The organism is Nocardia sp. BMG51109 (assembly GCF_000526215.1).
Taxonomy (GTDB): domain Bacteria; phylum Actinomycetota; class Actinomycetes; order Mycobacteriales; family Mycobacteriaceae; genus Nocardia.
Genome location: NZ_JAFQ01000004.1, coordinates 4,278,810 through 4,305,770 on the forward strand (window position 1 = coordinate 4,278,810; position 26,961 = coordinate 4,305,770).

27 protein-coding genes are annotated in these 26,961 nt (G+C 66.8%); 11 read left to right on the forward strand and 16 right to left on the reverse strand.

Going from position 1 to position 26,961, the window contains the following annotated elements:
• Positions 1 to 128: 128 nt before the first annotated feature.
• From D892_RS0120455 to D892_RS0120520, 13 genes are all read right to left on the reverse strand, one after another.
• On the reverse strand, positions 129 to 455 hold the full coding sequence (locus tag D892_RS0120455; RefSeq protein WP_024803035.1) for a hypothetical protein: 327 nt from the start codon (positions 453 to 455) through the stop codon (positions 129 to 131).
• Positions 456 to 488: 33 nt separating this feature from the next.
• Entirely contained in the window at positions 489 to 1,466 is a 978-nt protein-coding gene (locus tag D892_RS0120460; RefSeq protein ID WP_156959602.1) for a hypothetical protein, read from the reverse strand.
• 604 nt (positions 1,467 to 2,070) lie between these two features.
• Entirely contained in the window at positions 2,071 to 2,457 is a 387-nt protein-coding gene (locus tag D892_RS0120470) for a hypothetical protein (RefSeq protein ID WP_024803038.1), read from the reverse strand.
• 103 nt (positions 2,458 to 2,560) lie between these two features.
• Positions 2,561 to 3,100, reverse strand: coding sequence for a hypothetical protein (locus tag D892_RS0120475; RefSeq protein WP_024803039.1), 540 nt, complete (start codon positions 3,098 to 3,100; stop codon positions 2,561 to 2,563).
• Positions 3,101 to 3,252: 152 nt separating this feature from the next.
• On the reverse strand, positions 3,253 to 4,074 hold the full coding sequence (locus D892_RS0120480; RefSeq protein ID WP_024803040.1) for an SAM-dependent methyltransferase: 822 nt from the start codon (positions 4,072 to 4,074) through the stop codon (positions 3,253 to 3,255).
• Between the two features lie 81 nt (positions 4,075 to 4,155).
• Positions 4,156 to 5,013: an SAM-dependent methyltransferase gene (locus D892_RS0120485; RefSeq protein ID WP_024803041.1), complete on the reverse strand. Its 858-nt coding sequence runs from the start codon at positions 5,011 to 5,013 to the stop codon at positions 4,156 to 4,158.
• Positions 5,006 to 5,254 carry a cold-shock protein gene (locus tag D892_RS0120490; RefSeq protein WP_024803042.1) on the reverse strand — a complete coding sequence of 83 codons (249 nt, stop codon included), beginning with the start codon at positions 5,252 to 5,254 and terminating at the stop codon, positions 5,006 to 5,008. The genes D892_RS0120485 and D892_RS0120490 overlap by 8 nt, the downstream gene beginning before the upstream one ends.
• 51 nt (positions 5,255 to 5,305) lie before the next feature.
• Entirely contained in the window at positions 5,306 to 6,286 is a 981-nt protein-coding gene (locus tag D892_RS43845; protein ID WP_024803043.1) for a pyridoxal-phosphate dependent enzyme, read from the reverse strand.
• Positions 6,283 to 7,173, reverse strand: a complete 891-nt coding sequence (locus D892_RS0120500; protein WP_198036954.1) for a nucleoside hydrolase — start codon at positions 7,171 to 7,173, stop codon at positions 6,283 to 6,285. The genes D892_RS43845 and D892_RS0120500 overlap by 4 nt, the downstream gene beginning before the upstream one ends.
• Complete coding sequence (locus tag D892_RS0120505) at positions 7,170 to 7,655, reverse strand: hypothetical protein (protein WP_024803045.1); 486 nt, start codon at positions 7,653 to 7,655, stop codon at positions 7,170 to 7,172. Before D892_RS0120505 ends, D892_RS0120500 begins: the two co-directional genes overlap by 4 nt.
• 80 nt (positions 7,656 to 7,735) lie before the next feature.
• Positions 7,736 to 7,930 (reverse strand): hypothetical protein, encoded by a 195-nt coding sequence (locus D892_RS0120510; protein WP_024803046.1) that lies wholly within the window; start codon positions 7,928 to 7,930, stop codon positions 7,736 to 7,738.
• Positions 7,931 to 7,945: 15 nt separating this feature from the next.
• Entirely contained in the window at positions 7,946 to 8,257 is a 312-nt protein-coding gene (locus D892_RS0120515) for a hypothetical protein (protein ID WP_024803047.1), read from the reverse strand.
• Positions 8,258 to 8,262: 5 nt separating this feature from the next.
• The gene (locus D892_RS0120520) at positions 8,263 to 9,114 is read right to left on the reverse strand and encodes a hypothetical protein (protein WP_024803048.1); all 852 of its coding nucleotides are present in this window, start codon (positions 9,112 to 9,114) and stop codon (positions 8,263 to 8,265) included.
• Positions 9,115 to 9,646: 532 nt separating this feature from the next.
• Here D892_RS0120520 and D892_RS0120530 point away from each other — a divergent pair.
• The 7 genes from D892_RS0120530 (at position 9,647) to D892_RS0120560 (ending at position 14,606) form a co-directional block, all read left to right on the forward strand.
• Complete coding sequence (locus tag D892_RS0120530; protein ID WP_051499122.1) at positions 9,647 to 10,474, forward strand: Scr1 family TA system antitoxin-like transcriptional regulator; 828 nt, start codon at positions 9,647 to 9,649, stop codon at positions 10,472 to 10,474.
• Positions 10,475 to 10,502: 28 nt separating this feature from the next.
• Positions 10,503 to 10,901, forward strand: a complete 399-nt coding sequence (locus tag D892_RS0120535) for a DUF397 domain-containing protein (protein WP_024803051.1) — start codon at positions 10,503 to 10,505, stop codon at positions 10,899 to 10,901.
• Between the two features lie 802 nt (positions 10,902 to 11,703).
• Complete coding sequence (locus D892_RS41650; RefSeq protein WP_024803052.1) at positions 11,704 to 12,039, forward strand: WXG100 family type VII secretion target; 336 nt, start codon at positions 11,704 to 11,706, stop codon at positions 12,037 to 12,039.
• Complete coding sequence (locus tag D892_RS0120545) at positions 12,039 to 12,344, forward strand: WXG100 family type VII secretion target (RefSeq protein ID WP_024803053.1); 306 nt, start codon at positions 12,039 to 12,041, stop codon at positions 12,342 to 12,344. Before D892_RS41650 ends, D892_RS0120545 begins: the two co-directional genes overlap by 1 nt.
• Positions 12,341 to 13,762: a GH-E family nuclease gene (locus tag D892_RS0120550; protein ID WP_156959603.1), complete on the forward strand. Its 1,422-nt coding sequence runs from the start codon at positions 12,341 to 12,343 to the stop codon at positions 13,760 to 13,762. Before D892_RS0120545 ends, D892_RS0120550 begins: the two co-directional genes overlap by 4 nt.
• Positions 13,759 to 14,178: an ankyrin repeat domain-containing protein gene (locus D892_RS41655; protein WP_084161151.1), complete on the forward strand. Its 420-nt coding sequence runs from the start codon at positions 13,759 to 13,761 to the stop codon at positions 14,176 to 14,178. The genes D892_RS0120550 and D892_RS41655 overlap by 4 nt, the downstream gene beginning before the upstream one ends.
• On the forward strand, positions 14,175 to 14,606 hold the full coding sequence (locus D892_RS0120560; protein WP_024803056.1) for a YbaB/EbfC family nucleoid-associated protein: 432 nt from the start codon (positions 14,175 to 14,177) through the stop codon (positions 14,604 to 14,606). Before D892_RS41655 ends, D892_RS0120560 begins: the two co-directional genes overlap by 4 nt.
• A gap of 465 nt (positions 14,607 to 15,071) precedes the next feature.
• Here the strand turns inward: D892_RS0120560 and D892_RS46855 are convergent, their stop codons facing one another.
• The gene (locus tag D892_RS46855; RefSeq protein ID WP_156959604.1) at positions 15,072 to 15,236 is read right to left on the reverse strand and encodes a hypothetical protein; all 165 of its coding nucleotides are present in this window, start codon (positions 15,234 to 15,236) and stop codon (positions 15,072 to 15,074) included.
• Positions 15,237 to 15,320: 84 nt separating this feature from the next.
• On the opposite strand from D892_RS46855, the gene D892_RS43850 reads away from it, so the two are divergent.
• Entirely contained in the window at positions 15,321 to 16,058 is a 738-nt protein-coding gene (locus D892_RS43850; RefSeq protein ID WP_024803057.1) for a YfbU family protein, read from the forward strand.
• 329 nt (positions 16,059 to 16,387) lie between these two features.
• On the opposite strand, the gene D892_RS0120575 is transcribed toward D892_RS43850, so the two are convergent.
• Entirely contained in the window at positions 16,388 to 16,819 is a 432-nt protein-coding gene (locus D892_RS0120575) for a hypothetical protein (RefSeq protein ID WP_156959605.1), read from the reverse strand.
• 843 nt (positions 16,820 to 17,662) lie between these two features.
• On the opposite strand from D892_RS0120575, the gene D892_RS0120580 reads away from it, so the two are divergent.
• The 3 genes from D892_RS0120580 to D892_RS0120590 all read left to right on the forward strand — a co-directional run bounded on the left by D892_RS0120580 (position 17,663) and on the right by D892_RS0120590 (position 21,345).
• A complete protein-coding gene (locus D892_RS0120580) occupies positions 17,663 to 18,664 on the forward strand; it encodes a helix-turn-helix transcriptional regulator (RefSeq protein ID WP_156959606.1) in 1,002 nt (333 codons plus the stop codon).
• Between the two features lie 1,185 nt (positions 18,665 to 19,849).
• Positions 19,850 to 20,119 carry a DUF1737 domain-containing protein gene (locus D892_RS41665; RefSeq protein ID WP_024803060.1) on the forward strand — a complete coding sequence of 90 codons (270 nt, stop codon included), beginning with the start codon at positions 19,850 to 19,852 and terminating at the stop codon, positions 20,117 to 20,119.
• Positions 20,120 to 20,463: 344 nt separating this feature from the next.
• Complete coding sequence (locus D892_RS0120590; protein ID WP_232236128.1) at positions 20,464 to 21,345, forward strand: IS5 family transposase; 882 nt, start codon at positions 20,464 to 20,466, stop codon at positions 21,343 to 21,345.
• A 22-nt stretch (positions 21,346 to 21,367) separates the two neighbouring features.
• Here D892_RS0120590 and mobF read toward each other — a convergent pair whose 3' ends face one another.
• The gene (gene mobF, locus D892_RS41670; RefSeq protein WP_024803062.1) at positions 21,368 to 26,905 is read right to left on the reverse strand and encodes a MobF family relaxase; all 5,538 of its coding nucleotides are present in this window, start codon (positions 26,903 to 26,905) and stop codon (positions 21,368 to 21,370) included.
• Positions 26,906 to 26,961 lie beyond the last annotated feature (56 nt).

A 26,961-nucleotide genomic window follows, 5' to 3' on the forward strand; every position in this document is an offset into this window, starting at 1 on the left:
ACTCGCTGCGGTGCATCACAAAACCCCGATGACACAAAGCAAGCCGACGAACCGGCCGGTGAGCAGCAGTGTGAGCTTCCACGGCACCGGATAGGGCTCGGGCATGACACCGCTCGATCTCGGATCGCTCAAGGTGGCACTTCTCCTTCGGGCAGAGGGCGGATGATGTCGCCTGGTTGGACGTGTGCGGAAATGTCATCGGAGAACACGAAGACATGCCTGTTGCTGTCGTGTTGCCGGATGTGGAAGCCGTCGATCGTGCCGGAATGGGTGGTGTGGTCCGCGGTGCACAATTGCACCCGCTGTCCGATGTGAAAGTCTCCGACAGTCCGGCCGACGACGAACGGGTTCTCTTGGACGCTCAGCGGGTAGACACCCTCTACACGGATAACGCTCCCGGCCGGCTCGACATCGTCGCCGGCGCTGCCGTCTTCGATGATTTCATTGCTGTCCACGGTTCAACTCCTCTCTGAGGTACTCGGGGGTCGTCACAGCCAGCGGCGGGCGGCGAGCACGGCGACGCTCGGTAGCCACGCTCCGGCGAGTACGCTCAGCGCGGCGACGATCCACACGATCGCCCAGGCCCGCCCGCCGCCGGGCGTGTACACGTGGCCGCCGGTATCGATGGCGGGATATCGTGCGCCGATGTCCCCCTCCCCGACCGCGAAGTCGCGGCCCGACAGCGTGACGTGATCCCGGCCCGGCCCGCCGTCGGCGGGACTGAAATCTCCCCACGCCCGGCAGAACGTGTCGGTCGGGCAGTGCACCTCGGTGACCGTCCAGGTGCCGAGACGGCCGTCGTTCTCGCGGGCGGCCCAGGCACCCGGCAGCTGAGGCAGGAAGATCACGAGCCCGATCAGGGCTACTACCCCGCCCGCGAGCCAGTAGCCGACGATGTTGGCGGCCAGGCGATTCCAGCACCTCCGGACGGCCGCCACTGTCCCGCAGCGCCCGCGAGCAGGCGGGCGCTGCTGGATGCTTCTGATCCCGTGGCTGCCGTCGAGGATGTGGACGGCGATGTGCGGGGCGTGCGTGCTGACGGCGTCAGTCAGCAGCTGCCGGTCGAGGCGCCAGCCCACGACGGCGACGCTTTCGGCCAGCGCGCCCCGGGGAACGCCGGGTACCCACTGCATGCGGGCCCTGCGTTTCTGGCAGGACGGTCGGCGCTCGACACCCACGCTGCACCGGGCGGTCTCCCACACCCAGACGGCGAGCGCCTCGTCCCATGGCACGAAGGTCGGTGTCCTCCCCGGGCGGTGCAGGGTGATACCGGTGTCGTCGACCCGCAGCGCTTCCCGCCGCGACACCATCAGACAGAAGTAGCCGACTGTCGCCGCACCGAACAGCACGATGCACACGGACCGCAGAGGAACGCTGTCGAAGACGGCGGCCAGGATGGTGCAGAACAGGCAGACAGCGAGCGTGGCCGTGTCTTTCGGCGTGAACCTACGGCGCTCCTGATACACCGTTCCCTCCGCACGGCCCGAGTGGCGCGAGTCAGTCACTGCCACCAGCGAGCCCACGGCCGGTGCCGCGTCACGACGACGAGATCAGTCATGTCGTCAACCTTTCCTCGGTAGATCGAGTGTGCACGTATTCTGCTGCTGCGCTGGACTTTTCGATGCCATCATCGGTGATCACCCAGTACTTCTGTCGACTGTTGTCGCCCCCGCGTTCACCGGTATCGCGGACGAGTCCCCGTTTCCCGAGCGCGCGCATAGTGAACCTCGTTGTCTCGTAGGCGATTCCGGTCTTTGCGGCGACCTCCCGGCACGTCCGCATTTCCTCGTCACTCAGACAGCCCAGGATCCGCTGCTGAAAGGGCCCGGACCCCGCAGCCACCGGCATGAGATTCCTCCGATCATGATGCATTGCAATGGGTTCGACGAGAAGGATTCACTCGACGTCGCATCGTCGGCCGCTGGGCTTTTCGGCAATGTCGGTGACGGCACCCGGCATCGGCCGGATCTCGTCGAGGCGTGGTGTCGCCCGGCCGGTGAAGGTCGGGCATTGGCGAGACGGCCTCGGCGCCACCAGTTCTGCGGCGGGAGCCGTTGGCTGGGCCCCGTGTCATGTCGCGCCGCCTGTCCGGGGCTTGCCCAAACGCTGTGGCGCCGGGCAGTGCCGAGGGCCACGGTGTCCCGTGGTCCGGGTGTTGTGCTCGCGGATCGAGAGGTCGGCGCGGATCGCGGCGAGAATCTGGGTGATGTGGCTGTGCAGTATCACCGCAGCCTCCTCGACGCGCATGCCCCCGGCGGTCAGCAGCCCCATCGCGCAACACATGCCGTCCCGGCGGCCGGCTTGGTCATCTTGGCTGGCGAGGTGGGTCGTCACAGCGAGTAGCACGGCGTAGTCATAGCCGTGGGTGCCGGTGAGGGTCGTGATCAGATCGTCGGTCTGGGCCAACGGGCCTGCCCCGGGCACGAACGTGGCGCCGGACAGCGGATACGACGACATGGTCGCCTTTCTTGGTGCAGTAGAGAGCGGAAGCGAGAAGAAGGGAAGCACCGCATCGCCGCAACAGCTCGTCGATGGTGACGGCCGCTGCCCGGCGCCGGCGCTACGGCGTGGAGTAGCCGATCAACGCGCCGATTCCGGCGCCGACCGGCACGGTGATCAACGCGCCGACGCCGCCGAGGAAGAAGCCGATCACGGCGCCGATTCCGCCGCCGATCAGCGCGCCGACCACGGCGTTCTGCTGCTTGCGGGCGATGGTGTCTTCCGCCTCGCCGATGTTCTGCGCGACCTGCGTGGCGTCGGACTGCGGTGTCAGCGTCAGGGCGCGGCCGTCGGCGCCGATCTGCGGTGTGAGGGCGATCGTGGCGCCCGCGGCCTGCATCGTCAGCGGCATCGTCATGACCTCGCGGCCCGCGACGTCGGTGAGGGTGACCGCCTGCCCGTCGTTCGTGAGCGCGAAGCTGCCGGCCGCCACGGTCGTGGTCACGCCCGCGTGGTCGGGGGTCGGGGCGGCGACGTATTCGATGCCGTGATCGACCCCGCTGATGCCCGTCTCGGTCTGCGGGGCAGCGTGGGCCGGTACGGCCGCCATGGTGATCGCGACTGTGGCTAGCCCGGCGGTGGTGATCGCGTGGAATTTCATGGACTTCTCCTTCGTGTCGGGTCAGCGAAGGGTTTCGCCGACGTTTCCGCCGATGTCTGCGGCGGGGGTCTGGTGGCGGGGCGTCCGCGTTGGGCGTCGACGGCCGCGCGCTGTCTATTCGGGCGTCGCCCTCGAGCGCAGTGGGAAACAGGTCAGCCGGGGCCATCCGGTTTGCGGCACACGGCGCCGAGTAGGTCCAGCCGGGTCTTCGGCAGGTCGTCGCCGATCCATTTCTGGATGGGGACGATGCCGGGATCGAGGATCTCGAAGCCCTCGAAGAGCGCTTCGATCGCGGCCGCGGAACGGAATACGATTTGGGCCGGACTGCCGTGCGTGCCGGTCGTGGCCCGGTGCATGAAAGCCTCGCTGGTGTCGGTGGATCCGTGGGTGAAGGCCAGATAGCTGCCCGGTGTCATCGCGTCGCGGTACCGGGCGATGAGATCGGCCGGGCGTTCGTCGTCCATCACGAAGTGGAGGACGCCGACGACCAGCATCGCGATCGGCTGGTCGAGGTCGATCTTCGCCTCGGTGCGCAGGCGGTGCAGGACGTTTCCCGGGTCTCGGAAATCGCCCAGGATCGCCGTCACGTCGGGCTCGCCGTCGAGCATCGCGTTGGCGTGCGCGTAGACGATGGGGTCGAAATCGACGGACGCCACCCGCACGGCGGAATCGACCTTCTGCGCCACCTCGTGCACGTTCGGCGATGTCGGAAGGCCGGCGCCCATGTCGACGAACTGCCGCACGCCCTTCTCGGCGGCCAATTGGGTGGCGCCGGTGAGGAATCTGCGGCTGAACCAGGCCAGCGTCCGGGTATCGGGCGCGACTTCGAGCATGTGCTGGGCGAGAACCCGGTCGGCCTCGTAGTTGTCCTTGCCGCCGAGCAGATAGTCGAACACCCGGGCAGAACTCGGCTGGGACGGGTTGACGCCCTTCGGTGCCGGTCTCGCCCCCGGCACGGCCCCAGCGGCGGTCATGAGGCGACCTGCGGATGCCCGGCGAAACACCCGGTCCCCGCCCGGCTGTCTCCGCTCATCCGGATCGGTCGCAGCGGATATCTACGGTTTGACACCGACACCGCCCAGTACCAGCCGGGCCTCGCGGGGACGGCGGCCCACGACGGGGGTCGCCGTCGTGGGCCACCACTCGTCCAGTGGCACCAGGCCGGGCGCCATCATGTCCAGGCCCGCGAAGCAGGCGGCGATCTCCTCGCGGCTGCGGAAGGACCCCGATCCGAAGCACTGCAGGAATCTCGTCTGCAGATCTGTCGCCAGGTCCTCGGCATCGGTCCCGTCACCGGGATCGGTGAAGTGGCTGAGCGCGACGTACGAGCCCGCCACCAGTGTCCGGCTGTAGCTGGACATGACCACGGCCGGATCCGGGATATGGGGCAGGACGTCCGACGCGATCACCGCGACCGGCCGCGCCCAGTCCAGCAGCCCGCCGGCGACCGACGGCCCGAGCACTGTGTCCGGTGCCGCGGCGTCCGCGTGCACGTAGTGGATGTTGTCGCCCTCGAGCAGCGCCTGCCCGTAGGTGACGCACAGGGGATCGATGTCCACGGCCACCACCCGGGAGCCCGGCGTGACGGCGCAGGCGACCTGGTGCGTGTTGGCCGACCACAACAGCGGCAGTCCCGCCCCCAACTCGAGGAACTGGTTGATCCCGGCTTCGGCCAGATGGCGGATGACGCGGCGTGTCCAGTCGCGGCCCATGCGTACCACGGCGGGCCAGCGCGGCGCGATCTCGCCGATCCAGGCAGCCGCCTCGCGGTCGATACCGACGTTGGTGGTCTCACGGAGCCAATAGTTCTGCACGCGAGCCATATTCGGCTTCGAGCCTTCCGTACACAAGGGACCCGGATCCTGCCCCGCCGAGACCGGCCGCAGCCGCGGCGGCTCGTCCCGCTCAGCCACGCCGCTCTCCCCGTCTCGCACCGTCGGCTCCGCTCGGCCGGACGTTCGTCGCTCTCGGGCCCTTGCTGTCCGACCAGTCGATCTCGAACTGCACACGCTGCCCGGCGTCCAGCGTCCTGTGCATGTGGCCGTCTCCGACGATGGCGGAATGATGCACGTAGACGTCGGGTTCGTCGCCGTCCTGGCTGATGAAACCGAACCCCCTCGCGTCGTCGAACCATTTCACCCGGCCTGTCGTCATCTCTCCTCCTGCATTGTGTGTTGCTCGAATGGTCTTCGCCCGCAGTAGATTTCACAGACCAGCGTCTGTGCTGCGGGCGGGTCTGGGTTGCAGCCGCAACGGATTCACCCGGTCCGGCCGGGCGCTGTCGGCGGGTGGGCCCGCCAGTAATGCGGCCACCGATTCGCCCGGGGCGGGCCGGTAGTAGCAGCGGGGCTGTTCGTTCGGTGCCACCAGCGCTGCCCACGGCAGCGCGCCTTCGGCGTTGACGATGCGGCCGCGGCGGCGCAGCATCTGTTCGGCGGCTGCGGCGTCGCCCACCGACACCGTCACCAGCTCCATGCTGATCCGGTGGCCGTCGGACGCCATGCCGGCCAGCTCCGCCGCATCTCCGGCCAGGACTTGCTGCGCCGCAGTAGGTATCGCGGTGCCGGACGCGGCGACGAGGACCGTTTTGATGCCGTAGTGGTGCGCGGCGGTGACCGTGCCCAGCAGCAGGCCGTCGTCGGTGCCATCGACGACGGGAATCATCACCGTCGCCAACCCCCAGACCACGCAGTTGACGCCGAGCACCCACGTGCCCGCCCCGGCCGCCAGCAGCGGATCGGCCGGGTTCGGTGTCAGCGCCCCCACTTCACGCGCATATGCGTCGCGGTGGGCGACCGCATCACCATCGGGCACCACCTGCACGGTCACCGGCCCGTCAGGCAGCATCCGCACCGTGTCCAGGGACGGTGGCACGAACACCGTCGCCGCGACGTTCTCCCTGTGCGCCGCCCACGCCCACGCCGCGGCCGCCGATTCCGTGCCCGCTGCCACCGCGATCCCTGCCGCGGGCAGTTCGCCGGCCGCACGCCGGGCTCGCAGGAACCAGACCGCGCTCCGGGCCCGGAACGATCCGCTGTGCTGTTTGTGCTCCCTCGCCAGCAGTACCCGTCCAGCGGTCGACGGCAGAGCATCGCCGTCGAGTTCTTCGCAGTACATCGGCTTCACTACGGGCGCGATGCCGTTCCAGGCATCCACGATGTCCGGCCAGCCGATCCCGGCGGTCATGCCGCGTACACCTGGTCGTGGATCCACGCCATCGCCGCCTCGCAGTCGATGCTCGTCGTGACCTCGACAGGACGCCCGAGCGGATCGCGGCGCGTGCGCGCGTCGGGGATGATGCGGATCCGCTCCTCCGCGAACCGCACGAACGGCTCTCCCAGCGCTGCCGACACCGTGACCGGGTCGTGCAGGCGGGTGCGGGCGGGCGCGTTCCGCCCGCGCTGCCACGCCCACCACGCCGTCATGTTCGCGCCGATCAGCCGCGCCCACGGTTCCGCGTTCGGCGCGGTCATCCACTGGGTCATTTCTGATTCCGGCCAGATCGCCAGCTCGTCGACATTGGTGTGGTCACTGAGCACCAGGCGCGGTCGGCAGGCCAGCCGCAGCGCGATATTCGCGGCCTTCCGATCGGTGTCCAGATTGTGGCTGGCACGGTCCGGTCTCCGATAGTTCTCGAACCAGCCGCCCATCTGGTTGACCTTGATCTGCTCGGCCAGATGCGGTGCCCGCGTCAGCACGTGGGCGAGTTCGCCCATCGTGCCCTGCCCGATCCAGATGATCGGGCCGGCCTCGTCCTCGAGCAGTCCTACGAGGTCGTCGAGCGGACGGATCGACTTCCGGGGCACCGACGGCAGCACCTCATCGAGCAGGAACCGGTCCCCGCCCAAGTCGCGGCCCTCGTACACCGGCACATCCGGGCGGTCGAGCAGGTCGAGCATGTGCCGCGTCAGCCGGGCCCGCCGGCCCCACGTCTCGTCCGAGGTGACCACCACCAGCCGCGGGCACCGCCGTGCCGCGATCGGCAACGCTACGGCATCGTCGATGTCGTATCCGATGTCGGGATTCACCACGTACAGAAGCTCTTGCTGTCCTGGCAGCGGGTAGTCGATCACGATGCCGCCCCCACCAACGCCCGCACGACCTCGCCGTAGGCCGGGAGCTGTCCGTCCGGCAGGCCGCGCAACCACGCGCGGCGGGTGTAGCCCGGCGTCGGCAGCGCCAGTTCCGCGCCCGCGCCGACGGTCACGACGGGCAGGCGATGCCGCAGGATTCCCAGCGACAGTTCGAGCGGATTGTCATCGGGGCCCGGGTATCCGGTGACGAACACCCACACCGAACTCTCGGTGCCGAACACCGTGTAGACCGGCAGCCGCCCGGCTCCCAGCACCTCGAGTGCCCCAGCGCCGAACAACGGCGGCGTCATGAACGCCCGCACGTCGTGCGCGCGGATCGTGAGAGCACGGCTGCACCGGTCGTAGCGGACCGGCCCGTACAACCGCTGATACGTCTCCCGGTAGCTGCGATACTTCGCCAGCAGGTCCGCACTCGTGGTCCGGTCCGCCTCCGCGGTGAAGGATAGTACTGAACTAGACATCAGTCCTCGCTAAAGAGTCGAATTAGTATGGTGGTCAATCACTTTCGATTGCCGGTCACCGAATTCGGCCGACCGTGCGGTCACGTCCAGAGTCGTTGGCACGGCATATCCGGCAGGCCCGGTGTCACGTCGTCGTCGATGTGGACATGCGCGATGTGCAGATGCTCGGCCTCCGCGGCGAAGTGGAGCGCGGCCTCGGCGTCGGCCCGGAACTCCATGACGATCGGCAGCTGGTCGGTCGGGAACTCCACCGTCACGTGCACATCGCTGGTCATGGCCACGTCCCCGGCTCACCCGACGGTGTCTTCCGCGTCGGGCTCCGGCAGCCGCTCCCAGCGTTTTCGCGGCGCGAGCGTCAGCACCTCGACCTGGTGCCGGATCACGTCCTGCCACCCGTTCACGCACCGCAGGTCCGGCAGCAGCAGCACCGTTATCCGCGATGCCTCGAAACTCGCGAACAGCTGTGCGTACGGGGCATCGTCTTCGGCGAGCAAGATCCCGCGCAGGTCCAGCTGCTCGGCCGTTGCCAGCTGCCGCAGCCGCCGGACATGCTCGTCGGTCAGATCTCCCGAAATGTCCTGCCGCACAATCGCATAAGCCATTGGGTTCACAACACACCCCCGGCGACAACGTTGTGATGGGCGCGCACCAGGTCCGCCATTTCGGTCCAGGCGGCCGCCAGCGGCAGCGCCCACCAGGTCAGCGTGCCGCCCTCCCGCGGCCGTAGCCGCCCGCCTCGCCCGAGAGGAACGAGCGCCGCGGGCAGCAGGTCCTTCTCGTGCTCGCGCGGCTCGACGACCTCCACCACGAGTTCGTCCGAGCGCGTGACCAGCAGCCTCACCTGTAGCTCGTTGAACGCCTCGCTCGCCAGCTGCTGCAGCGCCGCCGCGGTGCGGGTATAGATCGGATACTCCCGGGATGTCCGCCGCCGACGCGCCAGCAGCGCCTCGTCGACCAGCGCACCGAGCACCGTGTCCACCGCAGTCACCATGTCGCGCAAGCCGGCTCGCGTCAGGCTCTCGTGCACATGCAACCCGGCCGTCGCCCGGCCCGCGGGTGTGACCGGGCACCGGAAACAGTTCAGCTCCGTCACCCCCGCTGAGTGCGAGTGGTCGCCACCCCGCTCACGTCGGCGGAGGACTGCGAGTCCTTCCCGCCGGTCCAGCGACCAGCACCGCAGCGCGGGATCCATCTCCCACAACCGCTGCACCACCCACCGTGGCCCTGGTGCTGCGTCTAGGTGCATCCGAGAGGGAACCACCAGGTCACGACAGTCTCCTCGATCGAGTTCGTTTCCCAGCACCCATAGGGAGCCCGTCGCCGTGGCGGCGTCGTGATACACGCGCCCCAGGCAGAATCCCTCCCCGAGCGCGAACGCGCCCATCTGCCGTTCCGCCTCAAGCGCGTCGAGCACCAGCTCTTCGCGGATGTAACCCAGCATCAACAGTTGCGGATACATGTCGGCCCCCTCATTTGCCGCCTCGAAGCCACCGGCGCCGGACGGGATTCCCGTCCGGCACTGATGGTTCGGGCGGTATCGCCACATCCGGCGCAATGGATTGTGCGAACTCGCGAAGCGTTAGCCCGAGCGCCGACGCTCCCTCGCGGACCACCTGCCACACCTGGTCATCCGTTGCAGGCTTTTGCTGCACCGCCTCCGCCGCGCGGACCGCCGCTTGCGCCGTCCCGGCTTCGACGGTCCAACCGGGCAACCACAGCAGGGCGTACCGGTCTAGACCCACGTACCGCACTAGCGGCTCCGGTGCCGAGTCGAGCTGCATGGTCATCACCTCTGCCTGCTGTAGTCGCGTGGCCATCCGCTTGTGACGGCCGACACATGTGAGGCTAGAACGACAAGAACTAGTGCGTCAAGATGTTCTATCGCTAGTTGTAGCATCATGAATGACAGCTGTCATTTCGACGAATGCTATGGTGGCGCTGCCCCGATCCGAGGAGAGGAACCGACTGCGATGGCACCGAGGTCACCGGCAGTGGCACGCTGGGAACTGTCGTATCGGACGCGGAAGCGCCGGGACGAGCTGAATGTCACTGGCCCGAAGATCGCGGCAGCCTTGGGGTTCTCCACGACCTACTGGCCCAAAGTCGAGCGTGACTTGCGGATCCTGAAGGAGGACAACACCACCCGCCTTCTTGAGTTTCTGGAGTTCAGCCCTGAGGAGCGAGAAGACCTGATGGAAGTCCGCCGCCTGGCTGGCCAGAGCGGCTGGTGGTCTGAGTACAGCGGGCTGTTCAGCGAACAGCAGCTTCGTATTTTCGGGCTTGAGTGGGGCGCCGAGGAGATCAGCACGGTCGAGAGCCTGCTCATTCCCGGTCTGCTTCAAACCGAGGAGTACGCGCGCACGCTGATCACTGGTGATACGGCGTTCATCCGTCAGATCGAGGTGCAGCAGAGAATTGATGCACGCTTGGAGCGGCAGAAACGCCTGACCGATGACGATCCGCTTCGCCTGAACGTCGTCGTCAGTGAGGCAGCGCTGCGGCAGCAGACTGGCGGCCCCGACGTGCTGCGGAGGCAGCTACAACATCTGATCTCGATGATTGAGGCGCACGACACCATCGACTTTCGCGTGCTGCCGTTCGCGAGCCACACCGGCGCTATACGCGGGGTATCTACCTTTCACCTCCTCGACTTCCCCCGGCCGCATCTGCCCACTCTCGCGTGGAACGAGGTGCCGACCCACGACGAACTCGTCGAGGACGAACAACGGATCCGCAACATGACTATCGTGTTCGGACACTTGCAGACAGAGTCACTGAGCCGCGAGGACTCCTTGGATCTCCTCAACGGACTCGTATAGATGGACAGAAGAAGGACAGATCCAGCAGGTGAGTAAGCTCAACAACATGAACGCCAGTACCACCGCACTCAACTGGTTCAAGGCGACCAAGTCCACCTCGACGTCGAACTGCGTCGAAGTCGCCAACGCAGGGGAGGTCTGGCTGATCCGCGATAGCAAGTACCTCCGCGAGCCTGGCACCCGCAGTGGCGCAGACCAGCCGATGATCAGCATCCCATGCAGTCTTTGGCATCAATTCCTCGACGCCGTGATGGACGAGGACGGCGCGGGCTTCGGTGGACTTCCGACGATCTCGTACCGTGCGGATGGGGGCGTCTCCCTCTCCAGCGGCCCGACCACCCTGACGTACACGCACTCGGAGTGGGATGCCTTCTGTGACGGCATTGAGAAGCGAGAGTTCGACCTCACGTCTTCGGCGGCAGCCTGACAAGACCGAACACGTCGGCTGAATGTAGGGGTCTCAGGACCGATGGCGGAGTCTCAGAATGTGGCGGTGACGTGGTGGATCCGCCGCTATTTTGAGCTTCCGCCACCTTCGCCAGTCGGGAAGGAGTAAGCAGAACCGCACCATGAGTCGCCTCGTTGTGGGCCGGGCCGGTGCCGAGGTGGCCGGCACCCAGCGCCGCCCACTCCTGCTGCGGCGCCGCGGAAACCTTGCCCAACAGGTTCGCCAGGTAGTAGGCCGTGACCCTGGACACGCAGGTCACCGCCACCTCTCCCGCGGCCGTCACCTGCCCCGTATAGCCACGCAATTCCGCTGCCGCGCAAAACAACTCCATGACATGGCCGCGAATGTCGTCAATTTCCCACCCTCCCACCGGTCGAGGCAGGCCGATGCTACTGGGATCGCCTGCTGCAGCGAATGTATCGACGCACACCGACAGACTGAGACACCGGCCCGGCGGCGCCGGGCCGGATCGGGCTAGTCGACGGTGATGCCGTATCGGGACAGCCGCCGCCGATCCCGGCGGCACAGTGGTGGGCGGCCACAGGAGATCCGGAGCAGGATCCGTATCCGCGCCTGCTGCCACCGCAGCGCCGGACCGTCTACACCGCAAGGTTTGTCCATACCCCGTTCGACGCCGGACCGGTGCGGGTGGTGCCGTGCGGCGGTGTGGGTGACCGGTGGGTGTCCTGTCGGGCGTTGCGGCCCCTCCAACTTTCAGTCGGTCGCGGCTTATAGTGCGAAGACGACGTACGGGGTGCGGTCCACCGGAGGGGAGGCGGGTGTGGCAGATCAGGTGCGGGTTGATCCGGCGCGGCTACGGGAGGCGTCGCGGTGCGTGGCCGGTAAGGCGCAGGCGATGCGGGATCGGTTGCAGCGGTTGGACGATACGGTCGGCAAGCGGCTGCTGGCCGAGGGCTGGGACGGTAAGGCTGCCGCCGGGTACGACGGCAGCTGGATCGAGTGGAAGCAGGGCGCCGACACTGTGATTGCGGCGTTGGATGAGTCGGCGGCCAAGCTGGCGGAGACCGCGAATCTGTATGAGGCGCAGGACCAGGACAGCAGTGCCGTCATCCAGCGGGTCAGCGATTCGTTGCGGGATCCGGGTGGGAGGGCGTGATGGTGGGCCCCAACAGTGATCGGTTCCGGGTCGATCTGCCGCTGCTGGATGAATCGGTGACGGCGATGGAGACTTTCGGCGCCGATGTCGATGCGTGGCTCGGTGAGATCGATGCGCATATCGCGGATCTGCACCTGTCGTGGGAGAGCCAGGCCGCGGCCGCGCAGCGGGCCGCTCACGACAAGTGGGCGGCTGGTGTGCGGGAGATGCGGGGGAACCTCGACGAGCTCCGTACGGTCGCTCGCCGGGCGCACACGAACTATTCGACCGCGGTGGACACCAACACCGGGATGTGGCCGCGGTGACTGCGCCGATCGTCGTCGACCCGGACGGGTTCACGCAGGCGGCCGAGGTCTACGCGCAGATCCACCGCAACAGTCTGGTCCCGGCGATCACGGAGCTGTCGAGCGCGCTGGCCGGGTGTGGCGGGTCGGCGGGTTCGGATAATGCGGGGTTGAAGTGGTCGGCCGATTACGACCCGGCCGCCTACAGCACTGTTGATGCGCTCGGTGACCTGGCGCTGGCGGTCGGGCAGATGCACGACCTGTTGCAGGCGACGTCGTCCAACCACCGCAACGCCAACACCCAGTCGGCCCCGGACGCCAACCCGGCCGCGCTGGTGTTCCCGCCCGGGTCGCTGCCGGTGTACAACCCGCCCGAACCGCCCCCGACGTTCGGTGGTGACGATCCCGAGCCCACCGGCTGGGATTGGGTGAAAGGCGCTGTCCAGGGCGAACTGTGGCCCAACGGCAGGCCGAGCAAGCTGCGCACCGCGGCCGGGGCGTGGCGGTCGATGGCCACCAAGCTGCGGATGGCCACCCTCGGCTTGCCGGGGGCGCGACAGCTGATCGAATCCCAGCAGACCCCGGAAACCCAGCAGGCCCTCGAACAGGCCGATCTGGTCAAAAACCAGTTCGACACCCTCGCCGGCGCGTGCGACGCGCTGGCGAGTTCCTGTGACGCGTACGCGGATTCGGTCAGCCACACCAAGGGCCAGATCGTCGAGGCGCTGATCGAACTCGCCGCGATCGTCGCGGTCGACCAGGCCGCGGGCTGGATCGGGGCCGCGCTGACCGGCGGCGGGTCGGCGGTCGCCGCGCAGGGCGGGATGGCCCTGGCTATCTCCATTTATGGTGCCCGTATCGCGGCCATGATCCGCGCGTTGGTCGGGTTGACCGAGGCGGCGCGGGTGCCGGTCGCGGTGTCGCAGGCGGTCTCTCGTGGCACCGAGGCGCTGATTCCGTTGTTGCGGGCGCGCCCGGCGTTGGCGGGCGCGGAGGGGGCGGTGGCGCCGGGGCCGTTCACGTCGTTCTCCAGTCTGTATCGGCCGAAGCTGACGCAGCAGACCAAGGACACGATCGAGGCCGGCACCAAGAAGTGGGGCCCGCCCGGGAAGGAACCGGAGTTCTACGAGGTCAAGTCCGAGCCGGATATCAAGGTGCCGATCAACAGGTCCTACGACGACAATCCGTGGGTCACCCAGCTGCCGAAGTCCGAGGACGGCAAGTACTACGTCGACGCCGCGAACGAGGTCCGGTATCCGGTGAACCCGAAGTGGGAGTACGGGCACAACAGCGGGTTCGAACACCGCAAGCTGCTGGCCGAGGCGCAGGATCAGAATATGACGCAACAGCAGTTCAACGATCACGTCAACCGTCATCCCGACTACTTCCATGTCGAGGACTTCCCCGGCAACCGTGACCACCACCGAGAGGAGAAATGATGCCGGTACTCGACGAGTTCGGCCGCACACCCCTACACTACGCCGCCCGCGACGGTGACCTGGCCGCCGTCAACGAACTGCTGGCCTCCGAGGACGTCGACCTCGCCGACAGCGGCGGCTGGACCCCGCTGCATTTCGCCGCCGACGCCGGCGCCGCGGACGTCGTCGCCCGGCTGCTCGACGCCGGCGCCGACATCCACGCCCTGACCGAGAAAGGGATGCCGGCGATCTACTGGGCCGCCACCACCGTGCGAGGCGACCCGGTCGCCACGATCCGGGTACTGCGTGCCCGCGGCGCCGACCCCACCCGGGAAACGATCAAGGGGTACTTCGGGGCGAAAAGCCCGCTCTACTACATCCGGGAACCGGGAACCCGGCCCGAGATCCGAGCCGAGTTCGCGGACCTGATCCCATGAGCGAGTACCCCGACCTCGACGCCTCGATCGCCGACATCCAGAACAAAGCCGCCCGCGTCAAAGCCGACCTCGCCGCCATCCGCGGCACCGGCACCGCCGCCAACGGCACCATCACCGCCGTCGTCGACTCCGCCGGACACCTCCGCGCCCTCACACTCCCCGCCAACACCACCCGCCTCGGCAACCAACTGTCCCGCCTCATCCTCGAAGCGACCGCAGCCGCCGAAAAAGACGCCCGCCACAAATCCACCCAAGCCATGCGCCCCCTCACCAGCGACCACCGCGTCGAGAACGGCCTGCGCACCATCCGCGAAACATTCGACCCCCGCCAGACCCGACAGCACGACCGGCCCATGACCGAAGAAGAAATCCAAGCAGCCGACGACGCCTACTTCGAACGCATGAACCGTGGCGGATGGACGCAATAACGATGCTGAGTCGAATCACGTCATCCGGGAGTGTTGGATACTGGCTCTCCCGCCACCGCACGGGGACCGAACAGAGCTACGCGAGAGTGAAAGTGCCTGCGGCCACGAGGTCGAGCAGGCGCCGGTGCAACAGAGCAACAACGTCGTCGGTGGATCCCAGGGTTTTTAGATCGCTGGTTGTCAGGAGCAGAATTCTGGCTTTCTCGAGTAAGGCGTTCGCTGCAGGATCACTGTGCGGCGGGCGTGCCTGGCGGCCAGTTGCGGGACCTGTTCGGTGAAAGTTCTTCTGCCGCACTCGGAGTTGCCGCAGAACAGCCTGCGGACCTGTAACCCGATCAAGACCTAGCGGCCGGTGATCGAGGTGTCCGACAACCGCCGCCGGTAACGGCTGTGGGCCCGACGTGTCTCATGTCGCTGATTTCGCTTTCGTCAGTTTCTTGAAGCAGGTGAGCGTAGCGGCCAGCGTCAGGAAGGCCAGTAGTGAGATCCCTTGCGCTCGTAGCGGATCGTGAGCCAGCGGTAGCCTGTCGGCGACGATATCGTTCGTTCGATCAGCCCCGCTACTTCCGCGCCGGGACCGCCGAGCAGGCCGCGGTCGTCGAAACCGCCTTCGAGCAATAACGCGCTCATTCGTGTCGCATCATGTAATACTGTGCTACCGTCGTAATACGGTATTACATGCCGTGTACCGTATGACGCAGGAGGGCTTTCTTGATGGCCACAATTACTCTCAGGGTTGACGACAAGACCCGCGACGAACTGGAAGCGCTGGCGCAGTCCAAGCGCGTGACCGTGAGCCTGCTCCTGCGAGATCAGATCGATGATCTGCTCGGCCGTGACATCCGGGGATTGGATCGCCGTGAGGTGCCGGTTTCGCTGACGATGGCCGAACGGCTGTTGCTCTCGCAGCAGGCGAAGATTCTGGCGGCGCTGCATCCGGACGAGGCCGATCACTACAACCAGCAGGCCGAGATCCTCGACGAAGGATTCGCCGGGGAGTACGAAGCGGTGTTCGGGACGATCGGCGCCGAGATGACTCGTAGCGAGTGCGAGCTGGTCTGGGACATCCTGGACATGTTCCGCGTACTCGGTGCGAGCATCGACAAGCTCAGCCCGGAGGACAGGGCAGTGCTCGGTGAGGACCGGATCCGCAGGCTGCAGTTCGACGGCTTCGACCTCGCGGACGATCTGGAAGGCCGGTTGCTGACCTACACGCAGTACCTGGTCAGTCCCGACCGGCATCTTCCTCGCTGGCAGGAAATCGTGCCCCGCCTGGAGGAGATCGGCGACGACGGCAACTCGCATCACCGATGTTTGCCCTACTACCAGGCGAAGTTGGAGGTGTACCAGCCGATCTTCCGGTCTCGGATGAGAGAGCGGTCCTTCAGCGTAGACGCCATGTACTTCAGCGTCGATGAGTTGGTCGAGGTCGCGGAGGCGACGGTTCGGTAGCGGGGTGGCCGGGCTGACAGGGGAGGCGGCGGTCCACAGCCCGATCGGGGGGTCGATCTGTGGCCCGCCGGGTCAGCAAGGCTTGGCGGCTTCAACGGGAATCGCGTGTGTCGGCAAGGCTGTCGGTGCACCGGTATATGCTTGTCGGCAACTGCGAAGGTCGCGGGTTCGAGCCCCGTCGCCTCCACTCATGGGGGTGTAGCTCAGTTGGTAGAGCGTCGCACTGACAACAGGGCATGTGTTGTCCAGACAGAAGGGCCCACCGGTTGGTGGCCCTTCTGCGTTCGATGCGGCCGACGACTCGGCATGCACCACAGTGGTTTCGGTGGTCAGCGCTCGCGATCGAGGCCCTCTCGGCGATTGTGCACGGCCCGGCCGAGCGCGTCGCCGGGCCTCCAGTCCCCGAGCGCGCTGCGCGGACTCAGGATGTTCGGGTGCGCCGCGTCGTGTGCTTCGCGTTCGCGTGCGGCGCGGGCGACGCTGCGGGCGATCTGAATGCGGGAATCTGCGGCGGTCAGGAACGTATCGGCCTCGCTGCTCAGCAGAGTCAGCTCGTAGTGCCGTTTGCCCGCCGGCACTTCGCGGCGGACCCGGTCGTCGAGTAGGTCGAGTTCTTCCCGCAGCGTGCGCACACGGACGGGATCGGGATCGTGGCCGAGCTGCTTCGACTTCGCGATAAGCTCGTTGTACAGCTCTTCCAAACTGGGCATCGCAAACCCCCTGAGGCGCTGGTGCTTTGGCTCTTCCAACAGTACGGGCACCTGCTGATCGAGTCATCTGACCAGCGGCTACGTCATATCCGCCCGGTTTTCGGTGGTCCCGTCGAACCCCATCCCGCTCGTCGGAACCTCGATCTCCCTGGGCCGCAACAGCGCTCAAAGCATCGGCGAGGCGATCATCATGGGCCGGGCAGTCGCGGTCCGTGCGCGTTCGTCGATGCATGCCAGCCCCGTCGAGATCGGCTCGTGCCGAATGAGGGTGGAGTACCCGCTGCTCCAGGTACTCCACCCGAGAGGCGTCCCGTTCCACCGGCCCGGCCCTCCTCGCGGAGGTGTAAGCACACCCGCGAGATTGGTAAGGATGTGCTCTTCATTGAGGCATTCGCGAGGTGATGTACGGGGTCGGACAAAGCCGAACAGATCCGGGACGGAGTGTATCGGAATGCGCTGTGGTCATCGGGTTTTCATAAGGTTGTCCGATAATTCTATGGACAACCGGACAACGGTTCGGCATTCGGCAAGGTCCGGACAATCTGGTCTTCAATTTCTGTTCCGCTGGACGGTTCGGCAGTGCACGATTAGAGGCCGTGCAAACCGGAGGGTTCGGGCTGCTCACCCGCTCTCGCACCGCTGCACTGCTCGTTTCCCGTTCCATCCCGAATGACCGAAGTGTCCGAAATAAGAAGGAACTCGATGCCCCGCCCTCTCTCTACGCGGCAGACACTGCTATGCAAACGGCTTTCCGCCACTGATGTTTTCGACGACATTCCGTGTACGACTCGCCGTGTCGGAGGCGGAGTCTCCGTCGTGTTCTCGCCGACTGCGGCCGGTGCGCTTCGCGCGGGCCCGCCGGTCGGGCTCCTGCTGTTGGGCTGAGTGATCTCGATGGGACGCAAACGAACTCCGATCGAGGGCAGTGATCCGGTCGCCCGCTTCGCGGCGAAACTGCAGGAACAGTTGGCTCGTGACCCGAGCCTGACCTATCGGGAAATCGCCAAGCTCACTAAGTGGGGACGGTCCACGATCGCCGCCGCCGTAGGTGGCAAACGGCTTCCGACGTGGCCGGTCACCGAAGACATCCTCAAGTGCTGCGGGGCGACTCCTGCCGAACTTTCGACGTGGAAGGCGTACTGGGAGGTGCTGTCCCAGGCGCTGCGCGCACGCCGGCGGCCGGGAGAGAGCGGTGAGGACGGCGAAGACGATGACGAGGAGGAGGGGTATCCGAGACCGCGAGAGCTGGCGGTCGGAGGCACTCGTGACTGGCGGCCGCGGCCGGATCTGGTCGAAACGTTCGGCGATCTCGCCCACGAGCTGCGTCGGCTGAAAGTGGCTGCCGGGAACCCCCCGCTGCGCGACCTGGCGCCGGAGGTGAACTTTCACTCGTTCCATGTCCGCACGAACAAGGTCACGGCCTCGGTCACAACCTTGTCGGACATCTTCACCGGTCGGCGACGCCCGAACGCGTCGCTGTTCCAGGCGATCGTGATCGCGCTGCGGAATCGGTCGACCGTGACTTTCGAGTCCGAGGAGCAGCAGCGGCCGTGGCAGTCCGACCAGGCGTGGGCCGAAGCGTGGACGCGGGCCGAGTTCAACAGGGTGCTCGCCGGCGAGAGCCCGCCGCGCACCCGCTCGATGCACGGAGTCGTACTGCCCAGCGCCCGTGACGGCGACCGGTCCGCGATCGGTAACCTCGCCATCGCGAAACCCCGCGTGGCCGCGGAGATGCTCGTCGACATGCACCCCCGGGTGGTCAGCGAGATCATCGCGGCGCTACCGGAACCTGCGAAGACGAGGATGCTCACCGCAGTACTCGAACAGCACTGGGGCACAAGGAAAATGGCGAAGAGCGGGTTCGTGGCGCCGGGTCCTGTCCGGCGTGCCCCGTGAAGTGAACACCGTTAGTTCGCCACAGGTGAAATTTCGATAGCACGGGAAATGAGACGGCCGTGGGATGCACTACGGCGTGTCGTCTCTTTTCCGGATTGAAGGGGTGATCCAATAGCGCGTGGCTCACGGGCGTACCCGAGTTCGACCGCGCTGGTGGGCCATCCGATCGGATTGGATGATCGACCGAGGAAGACCGGATGGAATGTGGCGCGGTGTCTCTGCAGATGCATGACGGTGACGCGCTCTAGACTGACCGTTTGTTCGACGCGGCGATTGCTTGATCCTCCTCGAGTCTCCGTACTGCCCTCAGCCCCCTTTGGCGCAAAGCGGGCCAAGAGCCCCGACCACCATCCAGGTGGTCCGGCAGTAAAGGAGGTTCGGTGGATCACGATCCGTCCGAATCGGACTCCGACCGGCAGAAGGCTCCGCGCCCGCGCCGGCCGGTGACAGTCGGAGAGTTGGTCCAGGCTGTAGCTATGGGACTCGATGCCGCCGCGGTGGTCGCGTCCCTGACTAACAGAGACAGCCTGGCGACACTCGCCAGGCTGTCTGCTGTGTCACTTCGCGCGATCGCTCGATTGGCCTCGTCGTCGCGCAGGTGACCTGCCCCGGAGATGCTCGGGTTCGTCAGGGTCAGCGCCCTGCGAATCCGAGCATTTCCTTTTAGTAGGACATCCATACGGTAACGCCCGTTCTCCCAGCGTCGTTGCTCAGGACAACAACGATGCGACCAACCAACGCCAATATTGTGAGATGGGTCACATCATGTGCGTTACCTGCTGTTGGACTGTACTCGATCCCCTGACCTGGAGAGCAGGGGAAACGCCCCACAATCCGGTGACATAAGGCTGTCCGGAACACATCCGGCCTGCAATGTCGGCAAGGGAATCACCAGGTCAACACTAGAATGCAACCCGGCGAAAGTGTGCTGTTCGATAGCTGGCATGCATTGCAATTCGATAACGGACACTGTGAACCGGCTCTGGAAGCGGGGAAAATACCGCGATGCCCGACCGGACTGACTGTGTTTCAGGTCACTGAACCGACGTTTGCCGGGACGAGGGACAGGCGGCGCGCTCGACCTGCGGCGGTCGCCGCCGCAGGTCGGACTTCCCACCCCGGCGCCAGCGGGCCGGGCCTCGCGAATCCTCCCGCCCGCGAGTCCATCCCGGCCATAATTGGTTGATGGAGCACAGCGAGGGGAGGGCACCGGCCGAACGCGGCGACGGCGCGTGGACTACACAGGATGCCTGGCTGACACCCCGGCCCGGGATCCCGCACTACCGGTTCATCGCCGGCGTTCCGGGGAAGTCCGACTGGGCGCACTTCGAGCGGCTGGTCAACGAGCTGCTCGCCGACGGTTATGAGCTGTACGGCCACCCGGTCATGACCTTCAACGGCATGGACCATCTGGCTGGCCAGGCCCTTGTGAAGTGGCCGACGGGCGGCGAGTAGCGGAATCGAACTCAACCTTCTTATCCGTAGTCGAACCGCTACCTTTCGCCTATAAGGCCGCGCTCTATCCGCGGCCCCGGGCGGCAGGCATGGTCGCCGATAGCACCCACCTTTCAGTGCGGCATTGGTACTAGAGAGGCTGTTTGAGAAGGTCGGTCGGGACGTGTGGTAGGTGATGCGGCTCTGTTCGCTGAACCGTCTGGGGTGGTCCGATCTGGTTCGTGATGACAGGAAGAACGCCGAGAATGGCTCGGCAGCAAGGTTTTTCGGTGTGTCGCACCGGGTCGGGGGCGGGTTGCTGGTATCGCTGAGTTGCCTACACTCGCGATCACAACAACCCGCCGATGTCATTGAACCTTGCCGGTCCGGCCCGCCGGACACCGGGTACAGCCTGCACCTGCGGGTGCGCCACCCGCACCCGCCGTTACCCCTCCGACACCACCGACGCCGAGTGGGCGGTCCTGGTGACACTGCTGCCAGCCCCGCTGGCGCTGACCGAACTTGGTGGCAGACCGGAGAAACATCATCGCCGTGCCGTGGTCGATGCGATCTTCTACCTGGTCGACAACGGCATCAAATGGCGCAGTCTCCCCGCCGATTTCCCGCCCTGGCAGACCGTCTACGCCCTGATGCGGCGCTGGACAGACGACGGCGCAACCGCCGACCTGGTCGACGCGCTGCGCGGCAGTCTACGTATCGCTTTGGGGCGCAACCGCAATCCGAGTGCCGGATGCATCGACTCGCAGTCGGTGCACAAGTCCGCCGAAGGTGTCGTGGGCCGCGACACCAGCGGATTCGACCACTACAAGAAGGTCAACGGCCGCAAGCGTCACATCGTCACCGACACCCTCGGCCTGCTGGTCTCGGTGCTGGTCACCCCCGCCTCCGTGCAGGACCGCGACGCGGCCTGGAAGGCACTGTACTGGGCTGGTCGCCGTGGTATCCGTCGTGTCTGGGCCGATCACGGCTACGAGGGCCCGCTCAGCGACCACTGCGAAGACCTGCTCGGTCTGGCCATCGACATCGTCCACCGACCACGCGAAAAGCTCACCGGCTTCCATGTCCTTCCCCGCCGCTGGGTCGCGGAGCGGTCCTTCGCCTGGATCAGCCGACGACGACGCTGCGCTCGCGACTACGAACGCCTTCCCCGACAACACATCACGATGGTCCGATGGGCCGCCATCCTCCAGATGAACCGCCGCCTTGCCCGCCTACCACAAACCTGACAGGTCACTTCTCAAACAGCCTCTAGAGGCCCAAATCCGTGGTCTGATCCTGCGCAGGCGGTGGTATGGGAGCGACATTATCGTGTCGCCGGGCAGAAGCGTCTACAGCTCGCGTGCGGAGCGCGGCGTCGTGGGTGCGTTGGTCGTCGGTGAGCGCTGTTCGGCGCTTCCGCTCCTCGCGTGCCTCCGTCAGCCGCTGTTCGAATCGCGCCACGTCGGCCTTCGAGCCGATCGCGATACTGACGTGTCGGTCGGCTTGATCGGGATCGTGGGCTGGATTGGGTGGGGCGATGACGGCGAGTCGCTGGCGGAGGCTGCTGATCAGCTTGTCCAGTTGGCTGTCGGTCAGCCGCCAGATCGGGTCGCCACTTCGATCAATGACTGCTTGATCGGCTGCCTGCGCGTGTTCAGTGCGGCGGAGGCTGGTGACGCGGAATAGCTCGGTTTTGGTTTCCTGTAGCTGTTGTTGGGCGTGGGTGAGTTGGTCGCGAAGATGGAACCTGGAGTTCAGGTGGGCTAGCTGTACGTCTGTTTCGTCGACGAGTTGCTCTGGGCCACCGGCGAATTCGACCAGCGCGATTCGTGCGGCTTCGACCTCCGCTTTGGCTTCCTCGGCTGCCTTGGTCGAGCTGGATGCCATTAGTTCGGCCAAGTGCAGGTCGAGCCGAGTGCTGACGTTGTCGGGTGCTGCCTGGAGGGCGGCGACCGTGTCGGCGTATTCGGCGGCTACGGCTGGTCCTGCTTGGTCCATCAGGTTTTTGAGTTCGGCGATCTGTGGGTCGTGTCCGTTCGTTCGGTCGAGTTCTGCCGCGAGTTCGTGGCGTCGGGCGCGGTCGGTTGCTGCCTGTATTTCGGCGTCGAGGTGGCGCTCCATGGCGTCGAGCCAGGCGATTCGGTGGGGCCGTTGCTGGTCGGATCGGGTGCGGAGTTCGAGTACGTCCGGGTCGGTGATCCCGATGTCGCGCAAGGGGTTGTGGGCGTCGATCTCGGCTTGCAGCTCCTCTATCAACCGCGCCTGGTCGTCCAGGTCCTTGTGAAGTTGGTCGGATTGCTCGGCGAGTGACAGGTTCGGGTATCGGCGAGGGCTGGTCTCGGCGGCATGGAGTGCGGCCGCTGCCCAGTCGAAGTCGTTGTCTTCGGTGAGCTGCCACTGGTCGGCTTCGCTGGGCGGCTGGTCTGCGAGCAGCGCCTCGAAGTAGTTGTCGTCGGGCGTTTCGCTGGTGAATCCGGCTGGCGATGCCCAGGGCTGTGGGTGTTCGTCGTCGGGTTCGATCGGGCTGTCGGGGTCGGTGATGCCGGCGCGGGCGGCGGCTTCTTCGTCGGCGTGGGGGTCGGGTGGTTCGGGGGGAAGGTCGGTCGATGGGGTGGCGGTGTGGTGGACGATGTTGTCGATCCACCAGACCATGGCGGTGGTCAGCTCGTGTGGTTGGACGGTGTTTCGCTTGTCGGTACGGGTTGCGGTGATGAGTGCGTAGGCCGAGTCCAGCAGTACCTGGGGTGGCCATTCGTTGGGGTCGGCGGCTTCGATCGCGGCGACGAGTTGGGCCCATGCGGGGTCGCTCAACACCCGGGTGGCGAGGTCGTCACCGAGAACGTCTGCCAGCGTGGCGGTCCATGCGGGCTGCAGGTGGTTGTTCGCTGCCGCGAGTGCGCCGGGTTCCAGTTCGCTGACCAGTCGCCAGTAGAGCGCGGCGGCAGGGAGTTCGTCGGGCAGGTGCCGGCGGTCGGCGACGGTACGCAGCAGGTTCGTTGCGTCGAATCCTGCGCGGTGTGCGAGGTCGAGTTGTTCGGCGAGCAGCGGCCAGTGCGGATCGTCGAGGATGCGAGGGCTGATTTGGTGGGCGGGTGTGGCCCACCGGTTGGTGGCATGGCCGGGATGGCTGCCGAGGATCTCGATGATCCGGCGGTGCAGCCGGTCCTGATGCCGCTTCTCGGCTAGCGGGTATCGGCGTGGTGGCCCGACTGGCCGGCGATCAGCGTCGTCTATATGCAGGGCCGCACGCCAGACTGCGAGGTCGTCGAGAAGGCCGGCGTCGACGCCTGCTAATGGCTGCGCCCAGGTCGGCGCCGACGCGGTTGTCCATCGCCGGGCTCGGTGTGCGACCTGCGCGGCGAGGTCGGTGACGAGCCGTGTGCGGGTGGCCAGGTAGGGGCCGTAGACGGGGTCGCGTGTGAGTGCGGTGGGTACGGCGCGTAGCCAGGGAAGCGGGCCGGTGCCGGCGGAGTGGTTGCCGGTGTGGTCCAGTCGCCAGTCGAGGACGGCGGCGGCATCGTCGGCGGTGTCGAGTTCCCGTTCGTCGGCGGCGACGCGGAGCGCGTCGATGGGGTCGTGTCCCTCGACGGCGAGGGTGGCGAGGTGTCCGCGCAGTACTGGCCAGGCGGGTTGGTCGGTCAGTCCTGGGTAGATCTGATCGGCTGTTTCGTCGATGCGGGTCATGGTGTCGGGGCCGGCGAGGTGTTCGGCGACGGCGCCGATGGCGTCGGTGTAGGCGTCGACGGCGTGGCCGAGACGCACGCTCGGATTGTGCATTTCGCGCTGCTGGGTGGTGGCGGAACGTTGGTGTCCGTCGCGGCTGATGATGTCGGTGAGGGTGTCGACGACGGTGGGCGGGTGCAGCGCTTCGTAGGTCCAGGGGCTGTGTTCGCTGCCGTCGGGTGCGGTGGGTACGTAGGCGTGGTTGGCGTATCGGCCGCGGGTGAGCATCACATACAGAAGGGCGCGGTCTTCCTGCCCGGCGAGGACACCGTGACAGGTATCGACGGTGATGCCCTGGGCGGTGCTGATCGTGGAGGCGTAGCCCAGGTCGACGTTCGTGGCGACGTAGCTGGGCGGCAGGGTGACGCGTCGCCGAGACTTCAGGTGCGTGGCGGTGATGCTGCCGTCCGGACCGACGGCGGTGACGAGCCACCGGTATCCGTTGCGCACGGAATCGGTCGTCGAGATGCGCAGCCGCGGCTCGTTGCGGCGGGTGATGATCACGTCGCCGACGCTGGCGTGCAGGCCGTCGTCCAGTTCGGCTTGCCGGCCCACCGACCCGCCGGAACCGAGCAGGACGGCGAGTCGGTCGGCGCGGGCGCGTTCGTTGAGCGCGTGCACGATGTCGTGGGTGGGCGCCAGCATGATCGTGTCGCGCCCGGCCGCGGTGTCGTCACTCCACGCGGTGTACGCGGCGTCCTGGATCGCGGCCGGCGTGCCCGAGTGGATGCGGTCGTTGTCGAGGTAGTAGCCGATGGTGGCCGGGTCGCCACGGCGCAGGGCGAGGCTGGCCGGGCCTTCGGCGGTGCGTTCTCCGGTGTCGGGGTCGACGAACCGCATGACGGAGGTCAGGGTGTGCGCGTCGGTGGCGTGCACGATGTCGCGGACGATGCCGCCGGCGGCGACGGAGGCGAGCTGGTGGTCGTCGCCGATGCCGACCACTTTCGCGCCGCGCCGGCGCAGGAACGCGACGGCCAGGTCCAGCTTCAGGGTGCCGGTCTTGGCGATCTCGTCGATGATCACCAACGTGTGCGGGCCGATGTCGTGAATCCACTCGGGGACGACCGGATCGTCCCCGGCGAGGATTCGCTCGAGGGTGTGGGTGAGTTTGTCGATGGTGCGGGTGGGGGCCTCGATGTCCTCGCCCAGCACCGCCGCGGCGGCCGCGGTCGGGGCCAGCCCGAGCACCGCGCCGCGCTCGGTGGTCCATGCTCGTGCGAGCACCCGCATGGCGGTGGTCTTGCCCGTGCCGGCGGGTGCCGTCGCTACCGTGAACTGCGCATCGTAGGTCGCGAAATGCCGCACGAGGGCCTCCTGCCCGGCGTTGAGCCCGCGGCCGGAGTTCCGGTCGGCGAACGCGCGCACGGCCGCATCCACGGTGCCGTCGGTGACGGTCGTGGCGCCACGATGGTGGGCGGCGGCCAGCAGGCGCCGTTCGGCGGCGAGGATCCGCGCGGACGTGTATTGCTGCGCACCGGCCGTCAGGTAGACCTCCGAACCGTCGCGGCGCACGAGCAGCGCGGGCGTCGCGATCCGGTCGGGGATGCGGTGCGCGATCGAACGGTTCGGCGCCAACGCCGCGGCCACGACCGACTCCACCGTGGCCTCCCACCGGTCGGCGGGAACCCGGCCTCGAACCCGGCGCTCCGCCTCGGACCGGACATGGGTTTCCCGCCACGTGGCACGCTCCTCGGACACCGTGGCGATCACCTCGTCCGCGACGCGGGAAACCCACACGGCGTCAATCGTTTCCGGCTCGGTGCGGGGTGGATGGCAGGCCGCGTGCACCATCGCAACAACCGCGGCGGGGGAGCCGAGCACCTCGACGGCTTCGGCCCACCAGCTGGCGCGTTGCTCGCCCAGCGACCGCAGCTCGTGTTTCGATTCGCGGGTGTCCAGGGTCGCCTGCTGCGCCAAACCGAGCATCTCCTTCGAGGTCGGTTCGCGACCGTGACGGTGCTGAAACCCGGTCGCCAGCTCGCCGAGACGAGTCTCGATCCGGGCGCGGCGCCGCGACCAGCGCCGGCACAGTTCGCGATCGACCCCGACGATCTCCCGGGTCGGCCGCTTGGACGGATCGGGATGCGGAACGGTCTCGAATACCACCCCGACTATGAGCGCCAGATGCTTCTCCAAGCGGCTGTTGTAGACCTCCGACGCCGTCACGGTGCCCTGGTAGAGCAACCGGCCATCGAGGGCATACCAGCCGCCGTCGAGCGTGCGGACCTTGTTCGCGATCACCAGGTGCGTGTGCAGATCCGGGTCACCCGCGCGGCTGTCTCTATGCACGAACGCGGTCCCGACCAAGCCCTCGACGTCGACCTGACGGCAGCCGTGGCGACCCACCCTCGTGTAGGTGTGGTGGCGCTCCAGATACGCGAGCGCATCGGCCACGGCGGCGTCGTGCGCCGCCGTGATCTTGTCCGCGACCACGCGCGGCGCGATCGCCCAGAGCGCGGACACGCTCTTCGGCGGGGAGAAAGTGAAGTCGAATCCCGCGACGGCGGTGGTGGCGTTGCGAGAATTGCGGGCAACCCACCCGGACAACTCCCGATCGTCGGCCGGGGCTCGATGGAACTCCTCGGCGAACATCTCCCGCGCGACCTTCGAGCGGATCACCGCCCGCTGCTCGTCGGGCAGCGCCGCGTTCGGCGGCTCGCCGCGAGCGACGTTGGCGGCAGCGAACGCCTCCGCGCACCGCTGCCTGTACGCCCCGCCCTCCGCGTAGATCCTGTAGGGGTTGCCCAGCCGAGTGGCAGCCAACGCCGCCCGCGCTGCGTCCTTCGCCTTCGCGCCTTTGGCGATCTCTGCCGTGCGGATCTGCTCCTCGATACTGGTCGCATTCGGATGCCGGCCCTCCCCGAACAGCGCCTTCATCTGGCCCTCCGACACCAGGTCACCGGTATCGACGTCACCGAACGCCACCAGCCCGGACCCACACCACGAACCGGGTGATTCGCCCTTCGAGGTGTAGTAGTCCGCCAGCGCGGAACGGCCCCGATCCGAGGCATCGCACGCAGCAACCTGCCGAACGTAGTACTCGTACCCGCTCCCAGCAGAAATCTTATGCAGCGTCGCTGTCACTACATATATTATAGCCGTCGTTATTGTTTTGTTATCCTCGGTGCAAGAGGTGTGGA

Excerpts from the sequence above, each read along its gene's own strand:
- D892_RS0120475 (WP_024803039.1), bottom strand. The coding sequence starts at position 3,100 with ATGAAATTCCACGCGATCACCACCGCCGGGCTAGCCACAGTCGCGATC.
- D892_RS0120580 (WP_156959606.1), top strand. The coding sequence starts at position 17,663 with ATGGGACGCAAACGAACTCCGATCGAGGGCAGTGATCCGGTCGCCCGC.
- D892_RS0120480 (WP_024803040.1), bottom strand. The coding sequence starts at position 4,074 with ATGACCGCCGCTGGGGCCGTGCCGGGGGCGAGACCGGCACCGAAGGGC.
- D892_RS43850 (WP_024803057.1), top strand. The coding sequence starts at position 15,321 with ATGGCCACAATTACTCTCAGGGTTGACGACAAGACCCGCGACGAACTG.
- D892_RS0120490 (WP_024803042.1), bottom strand. The coding sequence starts at position 5,254 with ATGACGACAGGCCGGGTGAAATGGTTCGACGACGCGAGGGGGTTCGGT.
- D892_RS0120515 (WP_024803047.1), bottom strand. The coding sequence starts at position 8,257 with ATGGCTTATGCGATTGTGCGGCAGGACATTTCGGGAGATCTGACCGAC.
- D892_RS41655 (WP_084161151.1), top strand. The coding sequence starts at position 13,759 with ATGATGCCGGTACTCGACGAGTTCGGCCGCACACCCCTACACTACGCC.
- D892_RS46855 (WP_156959604.1), bottom strand. The coding sequence starts at position 15,236 with ATGAGCGCGTTATTGCTCGAAGGCGGTTTCGACGACCGCGGCCTGCTC.
- D892_RS0120545 (WP_024803053.1), top strand. The coding sequence starts at position 12,039 with ATGGTGGGCCCCAACAGTGATCGGTTCCGGGTCGATCTGCCGCTGCTG.
- D892_RS41665 (WP_024803060.1), top strand. The coding sequence starts at position 19,850 with ATGGAGCACAGCGAGGGGAGGGCACCGGCCGAACGCGGCGACGGCGCG.
- D892_RS43845 (WP_024803043.1), bottom strand. The coding sequence starts at position 6,286 with ATGACCGCCGGGATCGGCTGGCCGGACATCGTGGATGCCTGGAACGGC.
- D892_RS0120520 (WP_024803048.1), bottom strand. The coding sequence starts at position 9,114 with ATGTATCCGCAACTGTTGATGCTGGGTTACATCCGCGAAGAGCTGGTG.
- D892_RS0120505 (WP_024803045.1), bottom strand. The coding sequence starts at position 7,655 with ATGTCTAGTTCAGTACTATCCTTCACCGCGGAGGCGGACCGGACCACG.
- D892_RS0120590 (WP_232236128.1), top strand. The coding sequence starts at position 20,464 with ATGTCATTGAACCTTGCCGGTCCGGCCCGCCGGACACCGGGTACAGCC.
- D892_RS0120470 (WP_024803038.1), bottom strand. The coding sequence starts at position 2,457 with ATGTCGTCGTATCCGCTGTCCGGCGCCACGTTCGTGCCCGGGGCAGGC.
- D892_RS0120560 (WP_024803056.1), top strand. The coding sequence starts at position 14,175 with ATGAGCGAGTACCCCGACCTCGACGCCTCGATCGCCGACATCCAGAAC.
- D892_RS0120510 (WP_024803046.1), bottom strand. The coding sequence starts at position 7,930 with ATGACCAGCGATGTGCACGTGACGGTGGAGTTCCCGACCGACCAGCTG.